The organism is Mixta intestinalis (assembly GCF_009914055.1).
GTDB lineage: Bacteria > Pseudomonadota > Gammaproteobacteria > Enterobacterales > Enterobacteriaceae > Mixta > Mixta intestinalis.
On the sequence record NZ_CP028271.1, the window covers coordinates 195,118 to 221,496 of the forward strand.

A 26,379-nucleotide genomic window follows, 5' to 3' on the forward strand; every position below is an offset into this window, starting at 1 on the left:
AAGGGCAAATGAGTTTTACGGCATGCGGTGCTCGTTAATCCATTCGCTAAGAAAATCAATAAAGGCCCTGACGCGGTTACTGACGGCGCGATCGCTGTAATACACCGCGCTAAACGGCATTGCTACCGGCAAACGCCTGTCCGCCAGCACTTCTACCAGCGATCCCATACTAAGTTCTTTATCGATCATATAATCTGACAGGCAGGCAATACCGTTTCCCGCCAGAGCAAGCTGCTTTAGCGTTTCTCCGCTGTTCGCCGATATCGCTGGCTGAATCGTATAGAGTTCACCGTCAGGCTGGGCTATCGGCCAGCGGTTAAGTGCTGGCGTCTCGACAAATCCAAGACAGTCATGCTGCGCCAGATCTTCAACGCTGGCGGGCGAGCCATGACGTGCCAGCCAGCAAGGTGAGGCGACCATTTTACGGTAGCTGGTAAACAGAGGGCGTGCCCGCAGGCTGGAATCAGTCAGATTACCGGCGCGAATAGCTACGTCTACCTTGCGCTCAATAAGATTAATAAAGGTTTCAGAAGATATCAGTGAGAGCGTCATCTCCGGATAACGTTGCCGGAAAGCAGCCATCATTGGCGTCAGCAGATGGAGTACCACCGGCGTTGCAGCATCAACCCGCAGTAGTCCACGCGGTACCTGGCGACTTTCCATCAGCTCACTTTCCGCTGCCGCCATCTCCTGTAACAGTTTCTGGACCTTGCGGAAGTAACCTTCGCCTTCCTGGGTCAGGTTGAGTTGACGCGTCGTCCGCGTCAACAGCTCAACGCCCAGCTTAGCCTCAAGCTTCTTCACCGCGCGGCTGACGGCAGATGTTGCCAGCTCAAGCTGCCTGGCCGCACGACTGAAGCTGCCGCTCTCTACCACCGTGACAAATATCTTCAGTTCATCTGAGGATGCTTTCACCCCGTCTCCCTAACTGTTTTACCTGTTGCCTACCGAAGAGGGTAGCAGATATGAGTAATGTCTAAATTTGTTACTATCGTAACATTTGCTTGCCTGTCCGGAAGGTAAATTCCACCACATTGATTGAAAGTCGTCGCGGTAGACCCTATAACTGAAGGCAGTATCTGTTGTAGTCACTTCAAGACGGGCGGTATCGTGCGCAAAAAAACCTATGCCATGAGATATGTAGCTGGCCAACCGGTGGAAAGGATCTTTCCTCCTAATGGAATGCTGCATGTGGGGCAGGCGCGTCCGCCCGGCGCGCCGATTACTCCAGGTGCCTCACTGCGCGTACTGGTATGGAATATCTTCAAACAGCAACGTGCTGACTGGATGTCAGTATTGCAAACCTTCGGTAAAGAAGCGCAGCTGGTATTGCTACAGGAAGCGCAAACGACTCCAGAGCTGATTCGTTTTGCTACTTCCAACTATCTTGCCGCCGATCAGGTACCGGCTTTTGTGCTGCCTCAACACCCTTCAGGCGTGATGACGCTGGCAGCCGCGCATCCGGTTTACTGTTGCCCGTTACGCGAGCGTGAGCCGCTGCTGCGCCTCGCTAAATCTGCGCTAATTACCGCCTATCCGCTACCCGATGGCAGGATGTTGATGGTGGTAAATGTCCACGCGGTCAATTTTAGTCTGGGCATTGATGTTTACAGTAAGCAGCTGGGCCCAATAGGGGAGCAGCTGGTTCATCATAATGGGCCGGTAATTATGGCCGGGGATTTTAACGCCTGGAGCCGCCAGCGTATGAATGCCCTGTATCGCTTCGCGCGTGAGATGGGATTACGCGAGGTGCGCTTTACTGACGATCATCGCCGTAAAGCATTTGGTCGCCCGCTGGATTTTGTTTTTTATCGTGGCTTGCAGGTTGATGATGCCACGGTACTGGTAACGCGGGCCTCTGACCATAACCCCTTACTGGTCGAGTTTGCCGCTGCGCCTTCTGTTCAGGCATAAAAAAAGCCGATCTTTCGATCGGCTTTTTTCTGCAATAGCCTTAACTGTCTGGCGTCGCACTGTTATTAACAAACAGCGTAAGTTTATCACCCGGCTGAATCGAACTGCTGTCGTTCAGCACGCTGTTCCAGCGCTTGACGTCCTGGATATCTACTCCATGTCGACGTGCAATACTGGCAAGAGAATCACCTTTACGAACTTTATAGGTGATGCTGTTGCCGTTATCGGCCAGTTCACTTCCTGTCACGCTACTACTGCCAAAGGTCAGCGTCTGTCCCGGCTTAATCGTGTTGCCGCGCAGATTGTTGGCGCGCTGCAGTTCTTTCACTGAAACGCCTACCCGACTGGCTATACCTGACAGCGTATCGCCGCTACGTACTTTATAGCTGCCCGCGCTGTTTGCGGCGAGGCGCGTCGGCTGTACCGCTGCGATATCACCAGAAGCGAGCGAGTTACGCAGCTGGGCGACATTCGCTTTCGGCACCATAATATAGTGTGGGCCGTTAGGTGCTGTCGAACCACGTTTATAGCCGGTGTTATAGTTTTTCAGCTTCGCGACAGGTAAACCAGCCATTTCTGCTGCCTGCGTCAGCTTAATCTGCTGTCCAACTTCAACACGTGCCAGCGCCCGGCTCTCGTCCGGCGTGGGTAAACGTACGCCGTAACGTTTGTTATTTTTCAGGATATCCTGCAATGCCAGCATCTTTGGTATATACAGCGTGGTCTCACGCGGTAGTGAAAGATGCCAGAAATCGGTCGGTTTGCCGCGCGCTTTATTTTGTTTAATCGCTTTCAGCACACGCCCTTCGCCGCTGTTATAGGCTGCGATGGTCAGTAACCAATCTCCGTCGAACATCGCATTCAGACGTTCCATCATATCCAGAACCGCGCGGGTTGAAGCGACAATATCACGCCGTCCGTCATACCACTGGTTCTGTTTTAAACCGTAATTACGCCCTGTGCTTGGCACAATCTGCCAGATGCCTGCGGCATTGGCTGAGGATGTGGCATGGGGGTTAAAAGCGCTCTCCACTATGGGTAGTAGTACCAGTTCCATCGGCATCTTACGTTGCTTAATCTGCTCGACTATCCAGTACATATACGGCTCTGCCCGTAAAGTTACATCGTGGAGATAGCTCTTATTTTTTAAGTACTTTTGTTTCTGCTCTCGGATCCGGTTATTTTCCGGAACCTCCATCTTCAGCCCGTCGCGAATGTAATTCCACAAATCCTGGTCCTGAGTCAGGGCCGTTCCATCATCCTGCCAACGCGGGGATAACATACGATCTGTAAATTTTGCATTCTCATTTTGACCAGCTGAAGACAGGCTCTGTGCATGCTGTTCGGGTGCGTCGGCTTCATCGCGTGACGCCTGGCAACCCGTTATCAGCAAGACCGAGGCGAGAAGAATAATCGCTCTAGTCTTCATGTGTGTGTCAATGGTTGCTTAAAAGACGAGCAATCATACGTGCTGACGGGCAACAACACAACCAGAAAAATCAAAAATTGTCTTTCTGCTGGCGTAGCAGGGCAAATACGTCCCATGCGTGCTGTGGCGACACATTCAAACCAAGTGCGCGTTTTAAATCAGCATCTTGCGTGCGAAGAAATAAATTTATTCGTCGTTCGAGTCCCAGTTTTGATGGCAAACTACTGTGGTTTTTAGCACGTAACTCCTTAATTTTCTGATAATAGCACTGAATATCTAAATCTTGCGGCAGGATAGCGTTAGCAAACTTTAAGTTTGAGAGCGTATATTCATGAGCGCAGCAAACCAGTGTTTCATCGGGTAATTCAGCAAGTTTTTGAAAAGATTCATACATCTGTTCTGCGGTGCCTTCAAACAGGCGTCCACAACCGCCAGAAAACAGGGTGTCGCCACAGAAAAGATAAGGATAACTGTAATATGAGACATGTCCCAACGTATGACCGGGGGTAAAAATTACGCTAAATTCGCAGCCCAAAACAGGTACGATATCACCATCGCTAATAATGTGAGTCGCTCCCTTATCTTGTGTCTCCTGGGGGCCATATACCACAATATCAGGCCATTTTTTTAACAGTTCTTTTACACCACCAACGTGATCGTGATGATGATGCGTCAGCAAAATAGCAACCGGCGTCCACTGATGCTGCTCCAGCGCCGCGATGATCGGCGCGGCTTCGCCTGGATCGATAATCAGGCACTGGCCCGCATTATCGTTTAATGTCCAGATGTAGTTATCCCCCAACGCCGGGATACTGTTAAGATTCATACACACCTCTCGCAAGTCGTGAAGGAACAGTAATGGTAAAAAATGAAGCCTGCTAAATCACGTAAGTCTCTGGCAGCGCCGCTTTCATGGCGCGACATGCCGTGGGGAGAATCGTTTCGCGACGCCTTATCCCATCATCTACAGCCTTGCCTTGGCAAGCTGTATGGCTTTCATCTGCTAAAAATCGGCAACCTGAGCGCGGAAATCGATACGCAAAACTGTGCGATATCCCATCAGGTTAGCGTAGGCGAAACGGGGCAGGGTGTGCAGGTTATTGCCGATCCGTTGCATCTGCCTTTTGAAGCTAAATCGGTAGATGCCTGCTTGCTGGCACATACGTTAAGCTGGAGTCACGATCCGCACCGCATTCTACGTGAAGTCGATCGCGTTCTGATTGATGATGGCTGGGTGATTCTTACCGGTTTTAATCCGCTGAGCCTGTTGGGAATGGGAAAACTAATTCCAGGCCTGCATCGACGTGCGCCATGGAATGGCAGGATGTTCAGCCAGATGCGCCTGCTGGACTGGCTAAGCCTGCTGAATTATGAGGTGGTTTACCGCAGCCGCTTTCAGGTAGTGCCCTGGAATCGCCAGGGCGGAAAGGTCATCAGCGCGCATGTTCCGGCGCTGGGCTGCATTAATATCATGGTGGCGCGCAAGCGCACGCTGCCGCTAACCATGACGCCCGCTAAAAAACGCACCGGGCAGGTAAAACTACGTGCAACGGTCAACGCAGCCAGACAGCTACGCAAACTGGACGATCAGGACTCCGGCTGATAACCGATATCTTCAAAGGCTGGATTGCTGGCGGCAGATCGCGCCAGCTCATCGCAGCGTTCGTTCTCCGCATGCCCCGCATGGCCTTTTACCCATTCCCAGTGGATTTGATGATGGCTCAGCGCCGCATCCAGCCGTTGCCACAGGTCGACATTTTTTACCGGTTTTTTATCGGCGGTTTTCCAGCCGCGCTTTTTCCAGTTATGAATCCAGCTGGTGATCCCCTGGCGCAGATACTGGCTGTCGGTGCTAAGCGTCACTTCACAGGGCTGCGTCAGCGCTTCCAGCGCGACAATCGCCGCCATCATCTCCATACGGTTATTGGTAGTGCGATAAAAACCGGCGCTAAAGGTTTTTTCATGCTGGCGATAGCGTAAAATAGCACCATATCCGCCAGGGCCGGGGTTACCGAGGCAGGAGCCATCGGTGAAAATTTCTACCTGTTTGCGCATCTCTGGTAGACTTCCTCCTGATAAAACGCCAAGTCTGACATAAACGAGCCTTATGAGCACAGCAATTACACGCCAGATCGTTCTCGATACAGAAACCACCGGTATGAACATGGTGGGAGTACACTATGAAGGCCATCGCATTATTGAAATCGGTGCGGTAGAGATCGTCAATCGCCGTTTGACCGGCAATAATTTTCATATGTACCTGAAACCCGATCGGCTGGTCGATCCAGAGGCATTCGGCGTACACGGCATCGCCGATGAGTTTTTAGCCGATAAACCCACTTTCAGCGATATTGCCGACGAGTTTCTGGAATACATTCGCGGTGCTGAGCTGGTGATCCATAACGCGGCGTTCGATATCGGCTTTATGGACTATGAGTTCGACAAGCTAAAGCGCGGCATCGGTAAAACGGAAACGTTTTGCCAGATTACCGATAGCCTGCAAATGGCGCGTAAGCTGTTTCCCGGCAAGCGTAACAGCCTGGATGCGCTCTGTTCGCGCTACGAGATTGATAACAGCAAGCGAACCCTGCACGGCGCATTGCTCGATGCCGAGATCCTCGCCGAAGTTTTCCTGACGATGACCGGCGGGCAAACCTCGCTGGCTTTCTCTATGGAAGGGGAGCAGCAGCAGAATGCCAGCGGCGAAACCATCCAGCGCGTATCACGTACTTCAGGGCTGCGTGTGGTAGCCGCCAGCGATGAAGAAGTGATGGCACATGAACAACGTCTCGATCTGGTGATGAAAAAGGGCGGCAGCTGCCTGTGGCGGGCATAAATTCATCATTTTGCTGCTAAAAAAAACGGATAGACGAAAAAGCAGGCAAACGATCGCGCTGAAGAGAAAAAGCGTTGACGCCTGGGGCAACACCCCTTAATATGCGCCTCGTTCCCGACGGGGAACACAGCGCGGTGCGGTAGTTCAGTCGGTTAGAATACCGGCCTGTCACGCCGGGGGTCGCGGGTTCGAGTCCCGTCCGCACCGCCAACTATTCAGAAAGGCCGATTCAGCAATGAATCGGCCTTTTGCTTTTTGTTTTCCACCCGAAATCCTCCCGTTTATTCCTCCTGTATCACCTTTCCTTCAGGCTGCATTTTTTTGTCAGCGATAAACCACAACAGCAACATAATCCTGCCACAGCACAAACATGGCTAGCTTCTTCCGCCAGCACCCGTGACAACATGAGATCTCTTTTCTGGCCGGGGTTCCTCTCCGGCAGTCAGCTTCAGGGGATAAGGTTGTTAAGCGATGGCGAGCTATTTTTTTTCCATTCCTAAAATCTTTTTTGGCGAGGAAGCGATCGGGGCGCTGCGTCGGTTGAATCATAAAAAAGTTGGGATTGTTACCGACAGCTTTATGGCATCCTCAGGTAAAACTCGCTATTTAATCAACCAGATGCCGTTAGCGTCCGTCTCCATCTTCAGCGAGGTGAAACCCGATCCCGACATCAACATTCTGCATGCTGGTGCCGCGCAGTTTAAATCCTTCAGGCCTGACGTCATTATCGCTCTTGGCGGCGGCTCATCCTTAGATGCCGCTAAAGGCATTAAGGTCACGCTGGAAGAATATTTTACCGATACGGCGATTGAGCTGATTGCTATTCCCACTACCAGCGGCTCCGGTTCTGAGGTGACCTCTTACGCCATCATTTCCGATCCACAAAACGGACGGAAATATCCGCTCATCGCGCATGAGCTGGTGCCCGACTGCGCCATCCTCGATCCGCAGCTGGTGTTATCGGTGCCGCGTCAGGTGGCGGTGGATACCGGTATGGACGTGCTGACGCATGCGATTGAAGCGCTGGTTTCAACCGGTGCCAATGATTTCAGCGATGCACTGGCGGAAAAAGCGATAGCGCTGACCTGGCAATATCTGCCTCAGGTATTCCGCGACGAGCAGGATATTCAGGCACGTACCCATATGCATAACGCCTCCTGTATGGCGGGTATGGCGTTCAATGCGGCGGGGTTGGGGCTGGTGCACGGCATGGCGCACGCGATCGGTGGGATGCTGCATATCCCGCACGGCAAAATCAATGCCATGCTGCTGCCGCTGATTATCGAATTCAACGCAGAGCGCTCAGCCTGCGCCCGGGAACGCTATCTCAAATGCGCTGCCATTATGGGCATCCGGGATCGCTCACCGCAGCAAACAATACGGCAGCTGATCGCCAGCATTCGCGATATCAATCGCCACTTTGGTATTCCTGCCACGCTGGCGGAGCTGGGCAAAGATCTCTCCGGTTTCGCCGCGTTACGTTCGCAGCTGATTGCCGCCGCGCTGGCGGATGGGTGCACCGCATCCAACCCCTGCCAGCCCGTTGCCGCAGAGGTTGACGGATTACTGACGCGCATCGCCGGATAAATTAGTTCTGGCGGAGCGTTGCGCCAGCCTCTCTGTCAGGCTGGCGCGCCATCTCATTACTTTTCAGGTCGTTGACGTTATGAATTACAACCAGCAGCAAGCCGAATGGATTACACAACAAATTTTGCAGGAGCTGGCAGCGAACGGCTCATGGGCCATTGCTGAACAGCCCAGTGCGCCGCAAACGCTGGCGATCCCGATCGGTATCTCTAATCGCCACGTTCATCTCAGCCGTGAAGATATGAATGCCCTGTTTGGTTACGGCGCTGAGCTGACGCCGATGAAAGCGGTAAAACAGCCGGGTCAGTATGCCGCCGAAGAAACGGTAACCCTGCGCGGGCCGAAAGGTGAATTAAGCAAAGTGCGGGTACTTGGTCCATTGCGCAGCAGTACCCAGGTTGAAATCTCCGTTTCTGATGGCTTTGCGCTTGGCGTAAAAGCGCCGGTGCGGATGTCAGGTGATTTGCAGGGATCGCCGGGGATAGAAATTATCGGCCCGCGTGGGCGGGTAGTGAAAACTGACGGCGTCATTGTCGCCTGGCGTCATATCCATATCTCTCCCGCCGATGCACAACGCTTTGGCCTGCGTGACGGCATGGAAATCGACGTGCGCACGGCAGGGCAGCGCGGCGGCGTGCTGAGCCGCGTGGTAGTGCGCGTCAGCGCGGATGCGGTACTGGAAATGCACATCGACGTAGAAGAGGCGAACGCCTTTGGCTTGCGCAACGGCGATTGTGTCAGCCGTGTAATGACGGAAACGTGCAATGGTTGAATGCCCGCCACGCTGGTGGCCGCTGAAGCGCGGTTACCGCCTTCTGCGTTAAGGAGTGACACCATGGATCAACATTCACTCTCGCGCCTGCTGGACCAGATTATTGCAGAGCTTCTGGCGCAGAAAAAGCAGCAACAAACCCATGACCGCATAATGAAAGTGGTCATCAGCGGTGAGGATCTCGTCACGCTGCCCGCCACGCTGGATGCGCTTAGCGCGCTGGCTCGCAGCGGCTATGGCCTGTCGCTGGCATTTTCCTGGAGCGCCTCCCACTCATCGTTGCGTCCGGCCTGCCTGAACGGGCTGGCGCAGCGGGGAATTACAGCGTGGCAGGATGACAGCGAGCCGGTACCGGGTGATACCTCTTTTCACGGGGTGTATCTGCCCGCGCTCTCCAGCAACAGCCTGAGCAAAATTGCGTTGGGTATTCGTGACAACCTGGTTTGCCGCTGGGCCTTTCATGCGCTGGGCCTGAATAAGCAGGTTATCGTCACACCGAATGCGGAATACCGCAGCGATACCACCTGCGCCTTCTCCGCCGCGCTGCGCGCGCGCCTGATGAGCTATGCCGCCACGCTGGTGGAGTATGGCATCACGGTAATCGGTCAGACCAACAGCAACGGCGGTGCTCAGAAAGCGTCTGGCGCACAACCGCTTATTACGCTCAGCGATGTACGCCAGCACCGGGCAGGCGAGGCGTTGCATATCGATAGCCGCACGCTGATTACGCCCGCCGCGCGCGATGAGATTCAACGGCGCGGCATCGTCGTCATACCAAATTAACAGGGGGAACTATGTATCTGGCAAAGGTTACCGGGGCGCTGGTTTCGACCACCAAACACGCTTCGCTCTATGGCGCAAAGCTGCTGATGGTCGTTCCCCTTAATGAACAGCGTCAGCCCAGCGGAGCCGCACAGGTAGCCGTCGATTTTGTCGGCGCGGGTAACGGCGAAACGGTGATTGTGACCACCGGCAGTTCGGCCCGCATGAGCGCCACTCAGGAAAACTCGGTTATTGATGCCGCCGTGGTCGGTATTGTCGACGCGCTCGATTGCATCGATCGGTAACCCAATAGCGAGAGGAAACACCATGAAACAGGCTCTCCATAGCGATATCGAGCAACGTATCAACGAAGCCGTTGCTCGCCATCTGGCGGCAGAACGGCGCACCTTTAACCTGAACGATGCGGCTCTGCTGGCTGCCTGCGCCCGCGAAGCGGCGGAAAGCTGCCGGGTGCCGATTGTCTTTAGCCTGGTGGATGCCGCAGGGCAGCAACGTTACTTCTTCAGCATGGATAACGCGCTGCTGGTAAGCCACACGCTGGCCGGGCAAAAAGCCTGGACGGCGGCGGCAATGAAAATGGCAACCCACGAACTGACCGATAAGGTGCAGTCGGGCGGCCCACTTTACGGGCTGCAACATACGCCGGGCGTTTGCTGTCTGGGCGGTGGGCTTCCCTGCTGGTCGCAGGGCGTACTGTTGGGTGCTATTGGCATCAGCGGCGGCAGCGTTGAGGAAGATATTGCTATCGCCAGCGCTGCTCTGGCGCGTTTCAGCCGCGAACATTTTCCCCTTACGCCATCGGTTTGATGGTTTTAATGATGTACAGACAGAGGTCATCATGTCTTTAGCTTCACTGGTTTTAGTTATTAACTGCGGATCGTCCTCCCTTAAATTTTCGTTGATCCCACTTAACGACGATGCGCCGCTGCTCTCCGGGCTGGCGGAAAAAATCGGCCTGCCGGAGGCCTGCATCACCTTTAAAGATGCGGAGGGGAAAACCACCCAGCCGCTGAATGAATCCAGCCACGGCAGCGCGCTGAAGGCGCTGTTTGCCAGGCTCGATCGCCAGGGGCTGCTGCCGAAGGTCAGCGCCATTGGTCACCGCGTCGCCCACGGCGGCAGCGATTTTAAACAGTCCGTGCTGCTGGATGACGCAGTAATTGCGCGCATTCGCGAGCTTGCCGTGCTGGCACCGCTGCACAATCCGGCCAATCTGATCGGGATTGAAGCGGCTATGGCGCTACTGCCAGGCCTGCCGCAGGTGGCGGTATTCGATACCGCTTTCCACCAGACGCTGCCGCCGGAAGCCTATACCTATGCCATTCCGCTGGAGTATCAACAGCAGCATCAGGTGAGACGCTACGGCTTTCATGGCACCTCGCACCGTTTTATCGCGGCGGAAGCGGTGGCGCGCCTCGGGCTGGATCCCAACGATCACGGCATTCTTATCGCCCACCTCGGCAATGGCTCTTCGGTCTGCGCGGTGAAAAACGGCGTGAGCGTCGATACCTCAATGGGCATGACGCCGCTGGAAGGGCTGGTTATGGGCACCCGCTGTGGCGATCTCGACGTTGGCGCGGCGGTTTATATCGCGCGCCGCACCGGCCAGACGCTGGAATCGCTCTACAAGATGGTTAACAGCGAGGCGGGGTTGTTGGGTCTGTCCGGGGTTTCCAGCGATTGCCGCACTCTGCAAGAGGCGCGTAGCGCGGGAGATAGCCGCGCGGCGCTGGCGATTGACGTGATGATTCATCGTCTGGCCCGTCACCTGGGCGCGCATCTGGCCTCACTGCATCGTTTTGACGCGCTGATTTTTACCGGCGGCATTGGGGAAAATTCCGCGCTGGTGCGTGAGCTGACAGCGCAGCGGCTGGCGGTCTTTGGCGTCAGGCTCGATGCGGAGAAAAATGCGCAGGCCGTTGGTGGACATGACGGCGTGATCTCGCAGCCTGATTCACCGATCGTGGCGGTTATTCCGACCAATGAAGAGAAAATGATCGCACAGGATGCGGCTCAGCTTGCTGCTGCCCTGGCGAACGTAGCCTGATTCATTACGTGACGATGACCTCAGGGAGGATTTTATTGTCCGGCAGCCGTACGAAAAACAAGAAAGTCTCTCTGGCGGGCAAAACATTTTGTCCTGAGCGCAATAACATCGTAGTGCATGAAATCATTAGTGGCTGGATTTAACCCACGGCGGTTATTCCACAAGGTGCTTTTACTTTTACCTGAAATAAAGAGGTCGTTATGCAACAAGAAGCATTAGGTATGGTTGAAACAAAAGGTCTGGTTTCTGCAATTGAAGCCGCAGATACCATGGTTAAATCCGCTAACGTCATGCTGGTTGGCTATGAAAAAATTGGCTCCGGTCTGGTAACCGTTATGGTGCGCGGCGACGTTGGCGCGGTTAAAGCGGCCACTGACGCAGGCTCCGCTGCGGCAAATAAAGTTGGCGAACTGGTTTCCGTACATGTTATTCCGCGCCCGCATATCGAAGTAGAAAAAATTCTGCCGAAAGCCGTCGGTTAATAACGCCAGAGGGTACTGACCATGCGAGATAATCTTGTTGAACAGATTATATCTGAAGTAATGAATAAACAGACCGATGCGAGCGCAAATAACAAAACGGCTGCCGACTTTACCGGCTGCGGCCTGACGGAATTTGTCGGTACGGCCCTGGGACATACTATTGGGCTGGTTATTGCCAATGTCGATCATCAGTTACATGAAGTCATGAATATCGATAAGAAATATCGCTCAATCGGTATCCTTGGCGCACGTACCGGGGCAGGACCGCATATTTTCGCGGCGGATGAGGCGATTAAAGCCACTAACAGCGAAATTCTTTCTATTGAGCTTGCCCGCGATACCGAAGGCGGCGGCGGACACGGTTGCTTAATTATTTTTGGCGCGACCGATGTGTCCGACGTCCGCCGTGCGGTTGAAGTGGCGCTCTCTGAAATTGAACGCACCATGGGCGATGTTTACGGCTCACCGGCGGGCCACCTGGAGTTCCAGTATACCGCCCGTGCCAGCTATGCTCTGAACAAGGCGCTCGGCGCGCCGCTGGGCAAATCTTTCGGCATGACCTGCGCCTCGCCAGCGGCGATTGGCGTGGTGGTGGCAGATGCCGCAGCGAAAGCCGCCATCATCGATCCGGTCGGCTATGCCAGCCCGGCGAAAGGCACCAGCTTCAGTAACGAAGTCATCTTTACCTTCTCCGGTGATTCCGGTGCGGTACGTCAGGCGGTCATCGCGGCAAGAGAGGTTGGCAAGCAGCTGCTGTCAACGCTGGATCCGACGCCGCTTAAATCTACTACCACACCGTATATTTGATGGCGAGCGGCAACGTGCATAATGCGTTGTGAAGTAAGGAAGGTTTAGCATGAACGATGATGAAATTACTCAGGCAGTATCCCGCGTGCTGAGTAAATATACAAAAACCACGCCGGAAGCGCCGGTACAGAATGTGACCGTACCCGCTTCTCAGCCGGACCGCGCCAGCATCGAGGCGATCGTCGCCAGCGTGCTGGCCAGCCGGACAACGGCAGCCCCTGCGCCGGTAACCGCGCCAGCACCCGCACCGGTATCTGGCGAAGGCGCTTTTGCCACCATGGATGAAGCCATTGCAGCGGCGCAGCAGGCACAGATCCAGTATCGCCATTGCTCCATGCAGGAGCGCGCGCGCTTCGTTGACGGCATCCGTCAGGTTTTCCTCCAGGAAGAGATTTTACAACAGCTCTCCAGCATGGCGGTGGAAGAAACCGGCATGGGCAACTATGCCGATAAGCTGCTGAAAAATCGCGTAGCGGCGCAGAAAACACCGGGCGTGGAAGATCTTATCACCGGCGCAATGAGCGGCGATAGCGGCCTGACCATTACCGAATATTCCGCCTACGGCGTTATTGGTTCCATCACGCCGACCACCAACCCGACAGAAACCATTATCAATAACAGCATCGGGATGCTGGCGGCGGGTAACGCGGTGGTATTCAGCCCGCATCCGCGCTCGCGCAATGTCTCGCTGTACGCCGTGGCGCTGATTAATCGGCAGCTTGCCCGTCTGGGTGCGCCTGCCAACCTGGTAGCTACGGTAACGCAACCGTCGTTGGATAACACGAATGCGCTGATTAAAGATCCGCGTGTCAATATGCTGGTGGCGACCGGCGGCCCGGCGATTGTCAGAACCGTAATGTCATCCGGTAAGAAAGCGATCGGCGCAGGCGCGGGCAACCCTCCTGCCGTGGTTGATGAAACGGCAAATATTGAAAAAGCGGCGCAGGACATCATCAACGGCTGTAGCTTCGACAACAATCTGCCATGCGTGGCGGAAAAAGAAGTTATCGTTGTTAATGACGTGGCGGATTACCTGATTCACTGCATGAAGAAAAGCGGTGCCTGGCTACTGTGCGATAAGCAGCATATCCAGCAGCTGCAATCACTGGTAATGAACGAAAAAGGTACCGGTCCGAATACCGCCTTCGTGGGTAAAGATGCTCGCTATATTCTGCAACAGATTGGTATCAGCGTGCCGGAAGAGATCAAAGTGATCCTGATCGAAACCGAAAGCGATCATCCGTTTGTCGTGCATGAGCTGATGATGCCGATCCTGCCGGTTGTGCGGGTAGCAAACGTGGATGATGCCATCGATCTGGCGGTGAAAGTAGAGCACGGCAATCGCCATACCGCCATCATGCACTCTACCAACGTCGCTAAACTCACCAAAATGGCACAGCTGATTCAGACCACCATTTTTGTGAAAAACGGTCCTTCCTATGCCGGACTTGGCGTAGGCGGCGAGGGTCATACCACCTTTACTATCGCTGGGCCTACCGGCGAAGGGCTGACTTCGGCGCGTAATTTCGCCCGTAGCCGCCGGTGCGTCATGGTTGAAGCGCTGAATATTCGCTGATAAAGCAGGACGGTTAGCCCATGACGAAAATACGCATTATCAACGCGCCAACGCCGGATACGCTGGCGATGCTGAAGCGGCGCATGCCCTCAGAGGCGCGTAGCCGCCTGGATCGGGTACGCATCGACGCTATCGGATTATTTATGCTGCCGGTGCCGGATTTGTACTACTACGCCGATCGGACCAGTAAAAGTGCGAATGTCGCGGTGGCAGAAATTTTCGGCAGCTGCCCGCAGCATATTACGACGCTGGCCGTATTTGGCGAAGTGGATGCCGTTAATGAGGCTGTGCGTATTATTGAAGAAGATGCCAGCGCCTTTTAACGCGTCGATATCGCTTTAATCCAGGGCTAAACGTAATTTATTAATGGCGTTATTTTATCACTCACTGTCGCAGCGCGTTATTTAGCTAAACTGAGGCTGCGGTCGGCGAATTAAACGAGGAAACTGACGGGCTATTAATAAACTAATGATATCACCGGTAATAACGTTATTATTAGCGGCGGCATAATCGCACGATGCATATTAACGATGCCGGGCAGAAAAAGAAACCGTTGGATTATTTATTAGCTTTAGCGACGCGGGTATAAAACATCTCGCGTCGTCGTCAGCGTAAACCATTCTGGCGTGGTGCTAACCTGCCATGCCTGTCTCATTTCAGGAGTTATGCTATGTTAGAGAAAGGCTTTACTCAACCAACCGATCGTGTCGTAAGACTCAAAAATATGATCCTACAGGCGAAACCTTACGTTGAGTCTGAACGCGCGCTGTTGGCAACGGCGGCATATAAAGAGAATGAACACCTGCCGGCAATTATGCGCCGCGCAAAAGTTGTTGAGAAAATATTTAACGAGCTGCCTGTTACTATTCGCCCCGATGAATTAATTGTTGGCGCAGTGACCATTAATCCGCGCTCCACAGAAATTTGTCCTGAATTCTCTTATGAATGGGTGGAAAAAGAGTTCGACACTATGGAACATCGTGTCGCCGACCCGTTTATTATTCCGAAAAAAACCGCTGAAGAACTGCGTGAAGCTTTCCGCTACTGGCCGGGTAAAACCACCAGCTCTCTGGCCGCTTCCTACATGTCTGAAGAGACGAAAGAGAGCATCGCCAGCGGCGTCTTTACCGTTGGTAACTATTTCTACGGCGGCGTGGGTCACGTAAGCGTCGATTACGGCAAAATCCTGAAAATCGGCTTCCGCGGCATTATCGATGAGGTAAACCGTGCGCTGAACAATCTCGATCGCAGCTCTCCGGATTATATTAAGAAAGAGCAGTTCTATCAGGCGGTGATCCTGACCTACCAGGCGGCGATTAATTTTGCACATCGTTATGCGCAGGAAGCGAGCCGCCTTGCGCAGCAGGAGAGTAACCCGATTCGTCAGCGCGAGCTGGAGCAGATTGCGCGCAACTGTACGCGTGTGCCGGAACATGGCGCAACCACCTTCTGGGAAGCGTGCCAGACCTTCTGGTTTATTCAGAGCATGCTGCAAATTGAATCCAGCGGTCATTCCATCTCTCCGGGCCGCTTCGATCAGTATATGTACCCCTACCTGGCGGCGGATAAAACCATTACGCCAGAATTTGCACAGGAGCTGGTGGACTGCTGCTGGATTAAGCTTAACGACATCAACAAAACGCGCGATGAAGTCTCCGCGCAGGCCTTTGCGGGCTACGCGGTGTTCCAGAACCTGTGCGTAGGCGGTCAGACCGAAGATGGTCTCGACGCCACCAATCCGCTTACCTATATGTGTATGGAAGCAACAGCGCATGTGCGTCTGCCGCAGCCATCCTTCTCTATCCGTGTCTGGCAGGGCACGCCGGATGAGTTCCTCTATCGCGCCTGTGAACTGGTGCGTCTGGGTCTGGGCGTCCCGGCGATGTATAACGATGAAGTGATCATCCCGGCGCTGCAAAACCGCGGCGTATCGCTGCGCGATGCGCGTGACTACTGCATCATCGGCTGCGTGGAGCCGCAGGCACCGCACCGTACCGAAGGCTGGCACGATGCCGCGTTCTTCAACGTGGCGAAAGTGCTGGAAATCACCCTGAATAACGGACGCGTCGGCAACAAACAGCTGGGTCCGGTGACTGGCGAAATGACGCAATATACCAGCATGGATGATTTCTACACCGCCTTTAAAAAACAGATGGCGCATTTCGTTCATCAGCTGGTGGAAGCCTGTAACAGCGTGGATATTGCCCACGGTGAACGTTGCCCGTTGCCGTTCCTCTCTGCGCTGGTAGATGACTGCATCGGGCGCGGTAAATCGTTGCAGGAAGGTGGTGCGATCTATAACTTTACCGGCCCGCAGGCGTTTGGCGTGGCGGATACCGGTGACTCAGTGTATGCGATCCAGAAGCAGGTATTTGAAGATCGTAAGCTGACGCTGCAGGAGCTGAAGAGCGCGCTGGATGCTAATTTCGGCTATCCGATCGGCGGCAGCCCGAACTGCGCTCAGGCTAAATCATCCCTGAACGAGCAGGATATCTACGAGGTCGTTAAGCGCATCATGGAGCAGCATGGCTCGCTCAACCCGGCGGCGATCAAAGATGAAGTTTATCGTCAGCTCTCCAGCGGCAGCGTAGCGCCTGCCACCAGCGGCTCACGCTACGAAGAGATTCGCCACATTCTGGAAAATACTCCGTGCTTCGGTAACGACATCGACGAAGTGGATATGGTGGCGCGTACCTGTGCGCTGATCTACTGCCAGGAAGTGGAAAAATATACCAATCCGCGCGGCGGTCGCTTCCAGGCTGGTATCTATCCGGTTTCTGCCAACGTGCTGTTTGGTAAAGATGTCAGCGCGCTGCCGGATGGTCGCCTGGCAAAAGAGCCGCTGGCGGATGGTGTCTCTCCTCGTCAGGGTAAAGATACCCTTGGCCCAACGGCTGCCGCTAACTCCGTGGCGAAACTCGATCACTTCATCGCTTCAAACGGTACGCTCTACAACCAGAAATTCCTGCCATCTTCTCTGGCCGGTGAAAAAGGTTTGCGTAACTTTGGCGGCATGGTGCGTAACTACTTCGATAAGAAAGGGATGCACGTGCAGTTCAACGTAATCGACCGCGATACGCTGCTGGCCGCGCAGCAAAATCCGCAGCAGTACCAGGATCTGGTGGTGCGCGTTGCGGGCTACAGCGCCCAGTTTGTGGTGCTGGCAAAAGAAGTGCAGGACGACATTATCAGCCGTACTGAACAGCAGTTCTGATTTTCCTGCCTCCGGGGTCATGTGGTACGCATGGCCCCCATCGATCTTTTTGGCATCAGGCCTGCCTGGAGGCTGACGCCATTTTATGACGAGTAATGTTATGAACAGAGTCGACTATGAAACGGAAGGCGTATTATTCAATATACAACGCTATTCCCTGCACGATGGCCCCGGCATTCGTACTATTCCTTTTTTCAAAGGCTGCCCGCTTTCCTGTCGCTGGTGCAGTAACCCGGAATCGCAGCATCCGCAGCCGGAACTAATCTATAAAAAGAACGATTGTATCCAGTGCGGTAAATGTATCGACGTCTGCAAACAGAATGCGCTCTCTCCGGCGAATCCGTTTTTCATCGATCGTGAACGCTGCAACCAGTGCGGCGACTGTACCCAGGTTTGCCCGACACAGGCGCTGGAGATGAAAGGCAAACGTATGACGGTTGCCGAGGTGATGCGCGAACTGCAAAAAGAGGAAAACCTGTTTCGTCGTTCAGGCGGCGGCGTGACGCTTTCCGGCGGTGAACCGCTGGCGCAGCCGGTTTTTGCCCGCGAACTGTTAAAAGCCTGCAAGGTAAAAGGGTGGCACACGGCCATTGAAACCACCGGCTTCACCACAAAAGAAGTGGTGGAAGATGTCTTTCCGTGGATAGACCTGGCGCTGACCGATATTAAAGCGATTAATCCTGCTATCCACCAACAAAATACCGGTGTAAACAACCACCGTATTCTGGAAAACCTTATCCGTATTTCTTTTATTACTAAAGTGATCGTGCGTATTCCGGTTATTCCTGGCGTTAATGATAACCCGGATGAAATTCGCAGCATCGGTGAATTTGCCCGGTTAATGTCCGGTGTGGATACCATTCATCTGTTGCCTTATCACACCTTCGGCGAAAATAAATATACGCTCTTGGGAAGAATATATCCGATGGGCGATGCCCGTTCTCATACGGAAAATAAAATCAACGAACTGAAAAGTGTTGTAGAGTCAATGGGCTTCCGCTGTCATATCGGCGGCTAACTCATACCCGGCGTAACAGAATAACGATAGTTGAAATCAGCATAAAATAATAATAAATGGAGCGTTTCCTCACCTGCATTATATGCCAGTTTATTCCATGCCTTATTTCTATCCTATATTAACAAGGTAATATTTATGAATGGTTATGATCTTTTGATCGCCTTTGGGGGCGGCATATTTGGTGCTGCCATAGGCGCGCTTGCCGCATTTGAATTTGTTGGGTTACTGGTTATTGCAATGACCGTTGCGCAGATCGTCAGTGGTGCGCCATCAGGATTTATCGATTTTCCTTTCGGCATGTTTGGCCCCCATACGGGCGGTTTTGCTGCCGGGATTGCCGCAACCGCGTGGGCGGCTAAAACGGGCAAGCTTTCTTCCGGCCGGGCAATTAGCGCCGGGCTGTGCGGCCTGGGCGCGTGGGACGTGTTGCTGGTGGGCGGCATCTTCGGGGCGTTAGGCTATGTTATTGCCTGGCTGCTAAACCAGATTCCGGGGCTGCCTTCAGGAAGCGCCTGGACAGATACCGTGGCCTTAACGGTAGTTATCTCCGGCATTATTGCGCGTCTGGCCTTCGGTAAAACGGGCTTACTGGGCAAACCGGCGGCAGGCGTGCGTCGTTTTACTCCACCGTCAGACATGTGCTGGGTGCCTTATCAAAGCCGCTTTTCTCAGCTGATAATGCTGGGGCTGGGTATTGGGTTAATGGCTGGCTATCTTGGTCTTACTTTCGGCGGTAACGGGGCGCTGCTGGCGTTTGGTATCTCTGCTTTTTCGCTGATTTTCCTCCATTTTAATACCCAGGTTCCCGTTTCCCATCATATTGCGTTACCGGCGGCACTGGCGGCTGTCGCATCGCACAGTTTACTCTGGGCGGCGCTGGTGGGAATCGTTTGTGCCTTAATCGGCGAGTGGGTGTCACGTCTGTTTCTGGTTCATGGCGATACGCATATCGATCCTCCAGCGTTAACTATCGCTCTGATGACCAGCGTCATAAATGTGTCAGCGATGGTAGGCGTTTTTGCGCTGGTCCCGCTGTTGTAAGCGTCTTCTGCCAGCGTCATTATCGCAGTAAAATAAAGCCACCTTCAGGTGGCTTTTTTATCGTGGTAGCGGTGCCAGGAGCTGTAGAGGATAGTTGATGCTATTTACGCGCGCCCTTTGCCTTAACGCGTAAAGGCTTGCGGCCGTCGGGAGTGGTTTGCTTTGCTGGTTTTACCTTATCCTCTGCGATCTGTGGTGACGCAGCTGCAATTGCCGGCGTCTCAACAGGTGCCGCAACTTCAGCTGGCGCAGAAAGCGTGCTGGCCGCAATATCCGCACAGCTGGTTGAAGCGGGCGCAGGATCGATATTGACTACCGGAATCACCGGCGCAGTTTGTTCATCGTCCGGTGCGGCTTCAGGTACAGATGCGACAGGTTCCGGTTGGGTAACACCACAGTTCTCTTTTGATGCGATTAGCTTATCGATACCGGACGCGGTACGCGCAATCACTTTCCACGCATAAATACTGCCTATTTTGCTGGCTGCGGCAACGCCTGCCGCAACGGCAGCATTCATCGCGCCAACTTCACCAGCGAATTTAAGCGTTACCAAACCGCCGCCTTTGCTCAGCTCATAGCCGATCAGCTCCACATTAGCGGATTTCATTGCGGCGTCGGCGGCTTCCATCGCCACCGTTAAGCCAACGGCTTCAATCAAACCTAAACTCTGCCCCGACATAACCTTCTCCTGTTATTAAAATTTAATGAGGTGTGCATGGGAGCGTGCAGCGTTCTGGCAAGCCGCATCGTCACGCAGCTGTGCCGCTTTATCGGTAAGCTCCCATGGAAATGACTCGCGGCCAAAATGACCGTAGCACGCCGTCTGGCGATAGCGCGGCACCAGCAAATCAAGCTGGTCGATGATGCCGTGAATGCTCAGATCAAAATGTTGGGTGACCAGCCGCGTCAGATGTTCCGGCGCAAGGCGAGCGGTGCCGAAAGTATTAATACTCAGCGATAACGGATGGGTAAGGCCGCTGGCCCAGGCCAGCTGCACGGCACAGCGCTTTGCCAACCCCGCAGCGACAATATTTTTGGCGATATAGCGCGCAGCATAGGCTCCGGCTCGCTCAACCTGGGCCGGGTCTTTACCACAGAGCACGCCTCCGCCATGGCAAATTACGCCGCCATAGGTATCCACGCTGGTTTTGCGCCCTGTCGCCCCACAGTTAACGGCAGGCCCGCCGTTAATCAGCGCCCCGGCGGGGTTGATTAACAGACGCGTTGCTGAGGTTAGCCAGCGCGCCGGTATCACTGGCTTAATCAGTTCTTCTGTCATCGCCTCGCGCAGTGCGGGCAAAGCCAGACCGGGACGATGTCGTGCGCAGATAGCGATGGCATTGACCTCAATCACCTTGCCGTTCTGATAGCGCAGCGTGACCTGACATTTGCCATCCGGCAGCAGCTGCTTCAGCCGCTGCGTTTTATACAGTGTGGTATAGCGCTCCATTAAGCGGTGCGAGTACCACAGGGAGGCGGGCATAAGCTGCGGTGTCTCATTGCAGGCATAGCCAGATACGATGCTCTGATCGCCAGATATCAGCGATGTTGCATTGCGCGTATGGGCGGCAGGCTCTCTGTTGAGCAGGTTAATAATGGCGCAGGTAGCAGCATCAAAACCTTTCGTTGAGCGGTTGTAGCCAATAGCGGCAATTGTGGTACGAACGACCCGATCGATATCAACGCTTGCACATGAGGAGAGCTCTCCGGCAAGAATAACTGCACCGGTCTTGACTAAACATTCACAGTTGACGCTGGCCCAGGGATCCTGCAACAGATAAGCATCAACAATGGCGTCAGCAATGCGATCTGCCATTTTATCAGGATGCCCTTCGGCAGCTGATTCTGAAGTAAGAAGATAGTCGTCCACGGCGCGGTCACGTTATAAAGAGAGAGTCTCATCTTAGCGACCAGGGGGATGTGAACGGGTAAACTATCTTGCCGGGATAGCGGACTTTTTTGCGCTCGCGCCAGGCCGAGCGCAAAAAATCCCTGATGAATTAACAGGCTTCTACCGAGACAATTCTGCGATAGTCGGAAGGGGCAATACCGGTCTCTTTTTTGAAAATCCGGCAGAAATAGTTGGCATCGTGCCAGGAAAGCTCCAGCGCAATAGTATTCACCTTTAACTCACTGAATTGTAAAAGTGATTTTGCCATGTTAATTTTGCGATGGGTGATATAGCTTGAAAAACCGATGCCGGTAGTTTTCTTAAAGGCCCGGCTTAAATAGCAGGGGCTGACAAACGATTTGGCCGCAATATCGTCAAGCGTCAGGTTACTGATAATATTTTTTTCGATGTGAAACTGTGCACGTGCGACAAAATCCATTCCGGCGCTGGCGTTTTTAAACGCCGCATCGAAAATTGTTTCGCTCACCGTTAACAGCCATGACATAACCTGCCAGTAGTTCGCGGAGTTCAGCTCCTGCTGGCGAATATGCTGGACGACCGCTGTAATTTTAGTCCGGCAGTCGGCATATTTGTCTCCCAGGCTGGCAAGGTGCTGCTGTGTTAATTCCAGCACGTCGATGACGGTTTTCGAGCGATCGTGACCAAACTCCCGCTCCGCACAGGCCGCATCAAGAATCGCGAATAAGAAATCATGCCAGCCGGGAAGATCGCAACGGTTGATAAGATCGTTTACCTGCTGTCGTAGCTGACGCGCAGCGGCGGCGGCGGCTTCATCCACCTGAAGTGCCTTGCCGATTGTCTCACGCAAAACGCTCTGCTTTACCGGTTTCAGCAGATAATCCTCTACCTTCAGGCTTAGCATATTGCGTACTATCTCAAAATCATCGTTCGCCGTGGTGACAATAACTCTGGTATCCTGGTTTTTCTGCTTCAGATATTCAATAACCTGGTTGCCGTTGGGCAGCGGAATATTAATATCTACAAACATCATATCGATCTGGCTGAGCTGCTCAATCAGCTGAATAGCTTTTCTCCCGGTAGTGGCCTCATGAATAACTGCGTTCTCTACGCATTGCGATACAATGCGCTTCAGGGACTCCAGCTCAATATATTCATCTTCAACAATCACAATATTATACATATTCATCTTCCGGCGTCAGGCTAACACCATAGGGAACCGTAATTTTATGGTAGTACCAAGCATGGGTTTATAGGGGCTGCTAATCTGTAAGCCATAGCTTTCACCAAATAATAATTGCAGGCGTTTTTTAATATTAATAATACCAATTCCGCCTTTTTGTCGATTCTGTTTCCCTGACAGAATATGTTCTATTGCTTCCGGGGAGATACCATCGCCGTTATCGGTAATCTCTATGATGACATCTTTCCCATCATCGGTAGCCCGAATAAGAATATGGCTTTTCATTTCTCGCGGCTCGACAACATAGTTAAAAAAGTTTTCTACCAGAGGTTGTAAAGTCAGAAAAGGGCAGACAACATCGTTATATTTGGATGGAATATCACATTGGTATTCAAAGCGATCGTTCATCCTGACCTTTTGAATAGACATATAACAGTTGACATAATTCATCTCCTGCCCAAGCGTAATCAGGCCATTATTATTTTTGCGCAACAGATAGCGCATCATATCTGAAAAGTCGTGCACCATCGTTTCTGTACGGCTTGCGTCTTCCAGGAAGGCCAACCGACCAATGGTATTTAACACATTAAACAAAAAGTGTGGATTGATCTGATAAGAAAGCGCTTTGAATTCAGCCTCATGCAGCGAGCGCTCAATCTCAACGCGCTTATGTAGCTCATTATTCAATTCCAGATCTTTTTGTCGTAGCTCACGCTGAATGTTATTGGCATGTGCCTGTTCGACCAGATAGGAAGCGACATGGAGCAACGTATCTGCGGTTGACTCAAAGCGCTCGTAGGGCATCGGACGTGTCTGAGCATGTAAATCGGTGAGCCAGGGACTCTCCTGATAAAGAAGATTGTCCTTTAAAATAAAAGGGATACTTTGCTCTTTTTCCTCTTCTACCTTCACCTGACCGGAAATAAAAGCGCCAAGATAATGATTGTTAATCATTATGGGAACGGCAAATTCTACAAAGCCGCAATAGCAGCGATAAACCACCGGTTTTCCGGCGCGCATAGCGGCTTCGCCGCCCGCACGATCGCTATCGTAGCAGTGCTGGGCCAAAGTTTGGTTCATTCTGGAGCGTGCGCAGAAATCTGAGAAGCCGCTGGGACGCGTCACCGGCACGCCTTCCCGATCGACAATCACCAGCGCGATCATCATCGATTTACTGAAGTTATCCTGAAGCGTTTGTAGGCGATTAACATCAAGAAACTCATGTAGCTTATATTTATTGTTCATGATATTGATCCGCCCATACTGAATAATATTAAACCATAGCTTATTTACTTAACTGAAATGATGAATTAGCTCACAAATAAGAAATCCAATTGTAGGAAAAGTGTTATCTTATATAGTTTAATGTTTTACTAATTATGTTATTTTTCGACATTATTTATCTTTTTTGGCTTTCAAGGTTATCCAGGATAAATCGTAATTCAATTTATAGAGATGCGAATGAGAAGGGATTAAATAATAACGTTCGCTGACTACTTTTTTGTTTATCGACATTTTAAATAAAAGTTATTTATTTTTTGTCTACACGTGCCGTTGTCACCTGGTGGCAGACATGGATAATAATTATTTTCTTTGCCTGACAGGCAATGTTTCATTAATTGAATGTGGCAAATTCTGTTTGTCATTCCGGCTGCCGCTCTGACGGCTGACGTTGCCGCTAAAACAGAAATTTTCTGGTTCAACGATTCCTCTTTCTGTTGCCTGCCACTGTTCGGCAAAAACCGAAACTATTGTGCATGGATATAATTAATATGATCGATCGTATTACCATACAGCTTTCTGTAGCGGGGCTGCGTTTCTGGAAACTCAGCGGAAATGAAGCGCTCAGCAAACCGTTTTCTTTTACCGTCAGCCTGCTGGCTACCGATGCCCGCATCGATCGTGCCGGTCTGCTGGGTCAGCCGCTAACCGTTATTCTGCCGACCCGCAGCCTGCTTCCTCGCTACCTTAACGGGAAAATTACGCGGGTGGCGGTAAATGCCACGGAGCTTTCCGGTGTGCGCTATGCGGAATATCGTTTGACGCTGGAACCGGATATCTGGCCGATGCAGCGTGATCGTAATTTGCGTATTTTTCAGAAACAAAATGTGCCGCAAATTATTAAAACGTTGCTAAGCGAATATCAGGTTGAAGTGGAGGATAAACTGTGCGGTAAGTATCGTGACTGGGAATATTGCGTTCAGTATCAGGAAAGTAGCTTTAACTTTATCAGTCGGCTGATGGAGCTGGAGGGCATCGGTTATCACTTCCGCCATGAGCGGGAACGTCATGTAATGGTGCTTACCGACGATGCCAGCGCTTACCAGCCGCTTACCGGTTATGAGGTTATTCGCTACCTGCCTACCGCGACCGGCGGCAGTACCGATGAAGATGGCATCAGCCAGTGGGCGCCGGAAGATAGCGTGACGCCGGGCCTTTACAGCCTTGACGACTATGATTTCCGCAAGCCCCATGCCTGGATGTTCCAGGCTCGCCAGAATCCCAGTTCACCCACGCCCGGCAGTATTGATGTTTACGACTGGCCAGGGCGATTTATTGAACACAGCCATGCCGAGTTTTATGCACAAATCCGCCAGCAGCGCTGGCAGGTAGAGCATCACCAGACCGCCGCCACAAGCCCTTCACGCGGTATCGCGCCAGGGCACACCTTTACCCTGACTCATGCACCTTTTTTTAATGACAACGGTGAATACCTGATCACCTCAGCGAAATATGACTTTCAGGAAAACCGCTACGCCAGCGGTGATGAAGGTAGTCATTGCCTGACTGAATTTACCGTAATTCCCGCTGATGTGACCTGGCGTCCGCCGCAGACGACGCGCTGGCCGAGAACCTACGGCCCGCAAACGGCGCGGGTAGTCGGCCCGAAGGGAGAAAGCATCTGGACCGACCGATATGGGCGGGTAAAAGTGCAGTTCCATTGGGATCGTGAAGCCAAAGGCGATGAAACCAGTTCGTGCTGGATCCGCGTATCCAGCGCCTGGGCAGGACAGGGATTTGGCGGCGTGCAGATTCCCCGCGTCGGAGATGAAGTGGTGATCGATTTCATCAACGGCGATCCCGATCGCCCCATCATCACCGGACGCGTCTATAACGAGGCAAGTATGCCGCCGTGGACGTTACCGGCGGCGGCGACACAGATGGGCTTTTTAAGCCGTACCAAAGATGGTACGCCCGCTAACGCCAACGCGCTGCGCTTTGAAGATAAGGCAGGCAGCGAGCAGCTATGGCTACAGGCCGAGCGCAATATGGATACCAACGTCAAGCAAGACGAAACCCATACGGTTGGTAAGAATCTCACGAAAACTATTGGTGCCAATATCACGAAAAGCGTCGGGGCAGACGAAACCATCAACGTAAAGAAAAATCGTCGTACCCACATTCATATCAATAACGATCTGGCGGTAAAAGAGGATCACAGTACCGTCGTTGGTGGTAAGACCGATCTCTGGAGTCAGGGATCGGTGGTTATCGCCTCTGCTACCAGCATCCGTCTGGTATGCAACGGAGCGGCAATTGAGCTGGACAACGCCGGCAATATCAACATGGTGTGCAATAACTTCAATATCTATGCGCAAAAAGAGGGGCAAATCGCGACCGGGAATATGCTGGATTTAAATATGGATGGCGCGAAAGCTGGCACCGGAACCGCCCCGGAGCCGGGTGAGATTAGCGCAAAGGTAGCTGGCGAGTTTCCGCCTAAGCCGGATGAACCGGATGAATCGAAAAAAAGTAATAAGGCTGATAAACCCGGAAACGCGAATAAATCCACTAAGCCTGATAAGTAAACAAAGGACGT

At 52.8% G+C, this 26,379-nt stretch carries 24 protein-coding genes, 1 tRNA gene and 1 pseudogene; 18 read left to right on the forward strand and 8 right to left on the reverse strand.

The window, feature by feature from the left end; genetic code table 11:
* Positions 1–15 precede the first annotated feature (15 nt).
* A complete protein-coding gene (gene yafC, locus C7M51_RS00835; RefSeq protein WP_160619725.1) occupies positions 16–915 on the reverse strand; it encodes a DNA-binding transcriptional regulator YafC in 900 nt (299 codons plus the stop codon).
* A gap of 195 nt (positions 916–1,110) precedes the next feature.
* Between yafC and C7M51_RS00840 the strand changes: the two genes are divergently transcribed.
* Entirely contained in the window at positions 1,111–1,914 is an 804-nt protein-coding gene (locus tag C7M51_RS00840; protein WP_160619726.1) for an endonuclease/exonuclease/phosphatase family protein, read from the forward strand.
* 40 nt (positions 1,915–1,954) lie between these two features.
* Here C7M51_RS00840 and mltD read toward each other — a convergent pair whose 3' ends face one another.
* Positions 1,955–3,343 carry a murein transglycosylase D gene (gene mltD / locus C7M51_RS00845; protein ID WP_160619727.1) on the reverse strand — a complete coding sequence of 463 codons (1,389 nt, stop codon included), beginning with the start codon at positions 3,341–3,343 and terminating at the stop codon, positions 1,955–1,957.
* 70 nt (positions 3,344–3,413) lie between these two features.
* A complete protein-coding gene (gene gloB / locus C7M51_RS00850) occupies positions 3,414–4,169 on the reverse strand; it encodes a hydroxyacylglutathione hydrolase (protein ID WP_160619728.1) in 756 nt (251 codons plus the stop codon).
* A 42-nt stretch (positions 4,170–4,211) separates the two neighbouring features.
* On the opposite strand from gloB, the gene C7M51_RS00855 reads away from it, so the two are divergent.
* Positions 4,212–4,946, forward strand: coding sequence for a class I SAM-dependent methyltransferase (locus C7M51_RS00855; protein WP_160619729.1), 735 nt, complete (start codon positions 4,212–4,214; stop codon positions 4,944–4,946).
* Here C7M51_RS00855 and rnhA read toward each other — a convergent pair.
* Positions 4,931–5,497, reverse strand: a complete 567-nt coding sequence (gene rnhA, locus C7M51_RS00860) for a ribonuclease HI (RefSeq protein WP_167522354.1) — start codon at positions 5,495–5,497, stop codon at positions 4,931–4,933. The two genes, C7M51_RS00855 and rnhA, sit on opposite strands and share 16 nt — an antisense overlap.
* On the opposite strand from rnhA, the gene dnaQ reads away from it, so the two are divergent.
* The 15 genes from dnaQ (at position 5,451) to C7M51_RS00935 (ending at position 19,506) form a co-directional block, all read left to right on the forward strand.
* The gene (dnaQ, locus tag C7M51_RS00865) at positions 5,451–6,179 is read left to right on the forward strand and encodes a DNA polymerase III subunit epsilon (RefSeq protein ID WP_160619731.1); all 729 of its coding nucleotides are present in this window, start codon (positions 5,451–5,453) and stop codon (positions 6,177–6,179) included. The two genes, rnhA and dnaQ, sit on opposite strands and share 47 nt — an antisense overlap.
* Before the next feature lie 133 nt (positions 6,180–6,312).
* Positions 6,313–6,389: transfer RNA gene (locus C7M51_RS00870), tRNA-Asp, on the forward strand.
* A gap of 261 nt (positions 6,390–6,650) precedes the next feature.
* Positions 6,651–7,766 (forward strand): 1-propanol dehydrogenase PduQ, encoded by a 1,116-nt coding sequence (locus C7M51_RS00875; RefSeq protein WP_160619732.1) that lies wholly within the window; start codon positions 6,651–6,653, stop codon positions 7,764–7,766.
* Positions 7,767–7,845: 79 nt separating this feature from the next.
* Positions 7,846–8,538 (forward strand): phosphate propanoyltransferase, encoded by a 693-nt coding sequence (gene pduL / locus C7M51_RS00880; protein ID WP_160619733.1) that lies wholly within the window; start codon positions 7,846–7,848, stop codon positions 8,536–8,538.
* A 63-nt stretch (positions 8,539–8,601) separates the two neighbouring features.
* The gene (locus tag C7M51_RS00885) at positions 8,602–9,321 is read left to right on the forward strand and encodes a flavoprotein (RefSeq protein ID WP_160619734.1); all 720 of its coding nucleotides are present in this window, start codon (positions 8,602–8,604) and stop codon (positions 9,319–9,321) included.
* An 11-nt stretch (positions 9,322–9,332) separates the two neighbouring features.
* Positions 9,333–9,605 carry a EutN/CcmL family microcompartment protein gene (locus C7M51_RS00890; protein WP_160619735.1) on the forward strand — a complete coding sequence of 91 codons (273 nt, stop codon included), beginning with the start codon at positions 9,333–9,335 and terminating at the stop codon, positions 9,603–9,605.
* A 22-nt stretch (positions 9,606–9,627) separates the two neighbouring features.
* Positions 9,628–10,128 carry a GlcG/HbpS family heme-binding protein gene (locus tag C7M51_RS00895; protein ID WP_160619736.1) on the forward strand — a complete coding sequence of 167 codons (501 nt, stop codon included), beginning with the start codon at positions 9,628–9,630 and terminating at the stop codon, positions 10,126–10,128.
* 31 nt (positions 10,129–10,159) lie between these two features.
* Positions 10,160–11,368: a propionate kinase gene (gene tdcD / locus C7M51_RS00900; RefSeq protein WP_160619737.1), complete on the forward strand. Its 1,209-nt coding sequence runs from the start codon at positions 10,160–10,162 to the stop codon at positions 11,366–11,368.
* A gap of 200 nt (positions 11,369–11,568) precedes the next feature.
* Positions 11,569–11,850: a propanediol utilization system shell hexameric protein GrpH gene (gene grpH, locus C7M51_RS00905; protein ID WP_141176918.1), complete on the forward strand. Its 282-nt coding sequence runs from the start codon at positions 11,569–11,571 to the stop codon at positions 11,848–11,850.
* Between the two features lie 21 nt (positions 11,851–11,871).
* Positions 11,872–12,657, forward strand: a complete 786-nt coding sequence (gene pduB / locus C7M51_RS00910; protein ID WP_160619738.1) for a propanediol utilization microcompartment protein PduB — start codon at positions 11,872–11,874, stop codon at positions 12,655–12,657.
* Positions 12,658–12,706: 49 nt separating this feature from the next.
* The gene (locus tag C7M51_RS00915; protein ID WP_160619739.1) at positions 12,707–14,233 is read left to right on the forward strand and encodes an aldehyde dehydrogenase family protein; all 1,527 of its coding nucleotides are present in this window, start codon (positions 12,707–12,709) and stop codon (positions 14,231–14,233) included.
* 20 nt (positions 14,234–14,253) lie between these two features.
* Entirely contained in the window at positions 14,254–14,556 is a 303-nt protein-coding gene (locus tag C7M51_RS00920; protein WP_167522355.1) for a BMC domain-containing protein, read from the forward strand.
* Between the two features lie 347 nt (positions 14,557–14,903).
* Complete coding sequence (gene grpM / locus C7M51_RS00925; protein ID WP_160619740.1) at positions 14,904–17,447, forward strand: glycyl radical diol dehydratase GrpM; 2,544 nt, start codon at positions 14,904–14,906, stop codon at positions 17,445–17,447.
* Positions 17,448–17,547: 100 nt separating this feature from the next.
* Positions 17,548–18,465: a glycyl-radical enzyme activating protein gene (locus C7M51_RS00930; protein ID WP_160619741.1), complete on the forward strand. Its 918-nt coding sequence runs from the start codon at positions 17,548–17,550 to the stop codon at positions 18,463–18,465.
* A gap of 135 nt (positions 18,466–18,600) precedes the next feature.
* Positions 18,601–19,506 (forward strand): DUF7973 family transport facilitator, encoded by a 906-nt coding sequence (locus C7M51_RS00935; RefSeq protein WP_160619742.1) that lies wholly within the window; start codon positions 18,601–18,603, stop codon positions 19,504–19,506.
* A 415-nt stretch (positions 19,507–19,921) separates the two neighbouring features.
* Here C7M51_RS00935 and C7M51_RS22845 read toward each other — a convergent pair.
* From C7M51_RS22845 to C7M51_RS00955, 4 genes and pseudogenes are all read right to left on the reverse strand, one after another.
* Positions 19,922–20,185, reverse strand: a pseudogene (locus tag C7M51_RS22845) (BMC domain-containing protein); the annotation flags it as partial.
* 15 nt (positions 20,186–20,200) lie between these two features.
* Entirely contained in the window at positions 20,201–21,322 is a 1,122-nt protein-coding gene (gene metK / locus C7M51_RS00945) for a methionine adenosyltransferase (RefSeq protein ID WP_425280989.1), read from the reverse strand.
* A 184-nt stretch (positions 21,323–21,506) separates the two neighbouring features.
* Positions 21,507–22,559: a response regulator transcription factor gene (locus C7M51_RS00950; protein ID WP_160619745.1), complete on the reverse strand. Its 1,053-nt coding sequence runs from the start codon at positions 22,557–22,559 to the stop codon at positions 21,507–21,509.
* Between the two features lie 15 nt (positions 22,560–22,574).
* Positions 22,575–23,804 (reverse strand): sensor histidine kinase, encoded by a 1,230-nt coding sequence (locus tag C7M51_RS00955; RefSeq protein WP_208852114.1) that lies wholly within the window; start codon positions 23,802–23,804, stop codon positions 22,575–22,577.
* Positions 23,805–24,331: 527 nt separating this feature from the next.
* Here C7M51_RS00955 and C7M51_RS00960 point away from each other — a divergent pair.
* Positions 24,332–26,368, forward strand: a complete 2,037-nt coding sequence (locus C7M51_RS00960) for a type VI secretion system Vgr family protein (RefSeq protein ID WP_160619746.1) — start codon at positions 24,332–24,334, stop codon at positions 26,366–26,368.
* Positions 26,369–26,379: the final 11 nt, after the last annotated feature.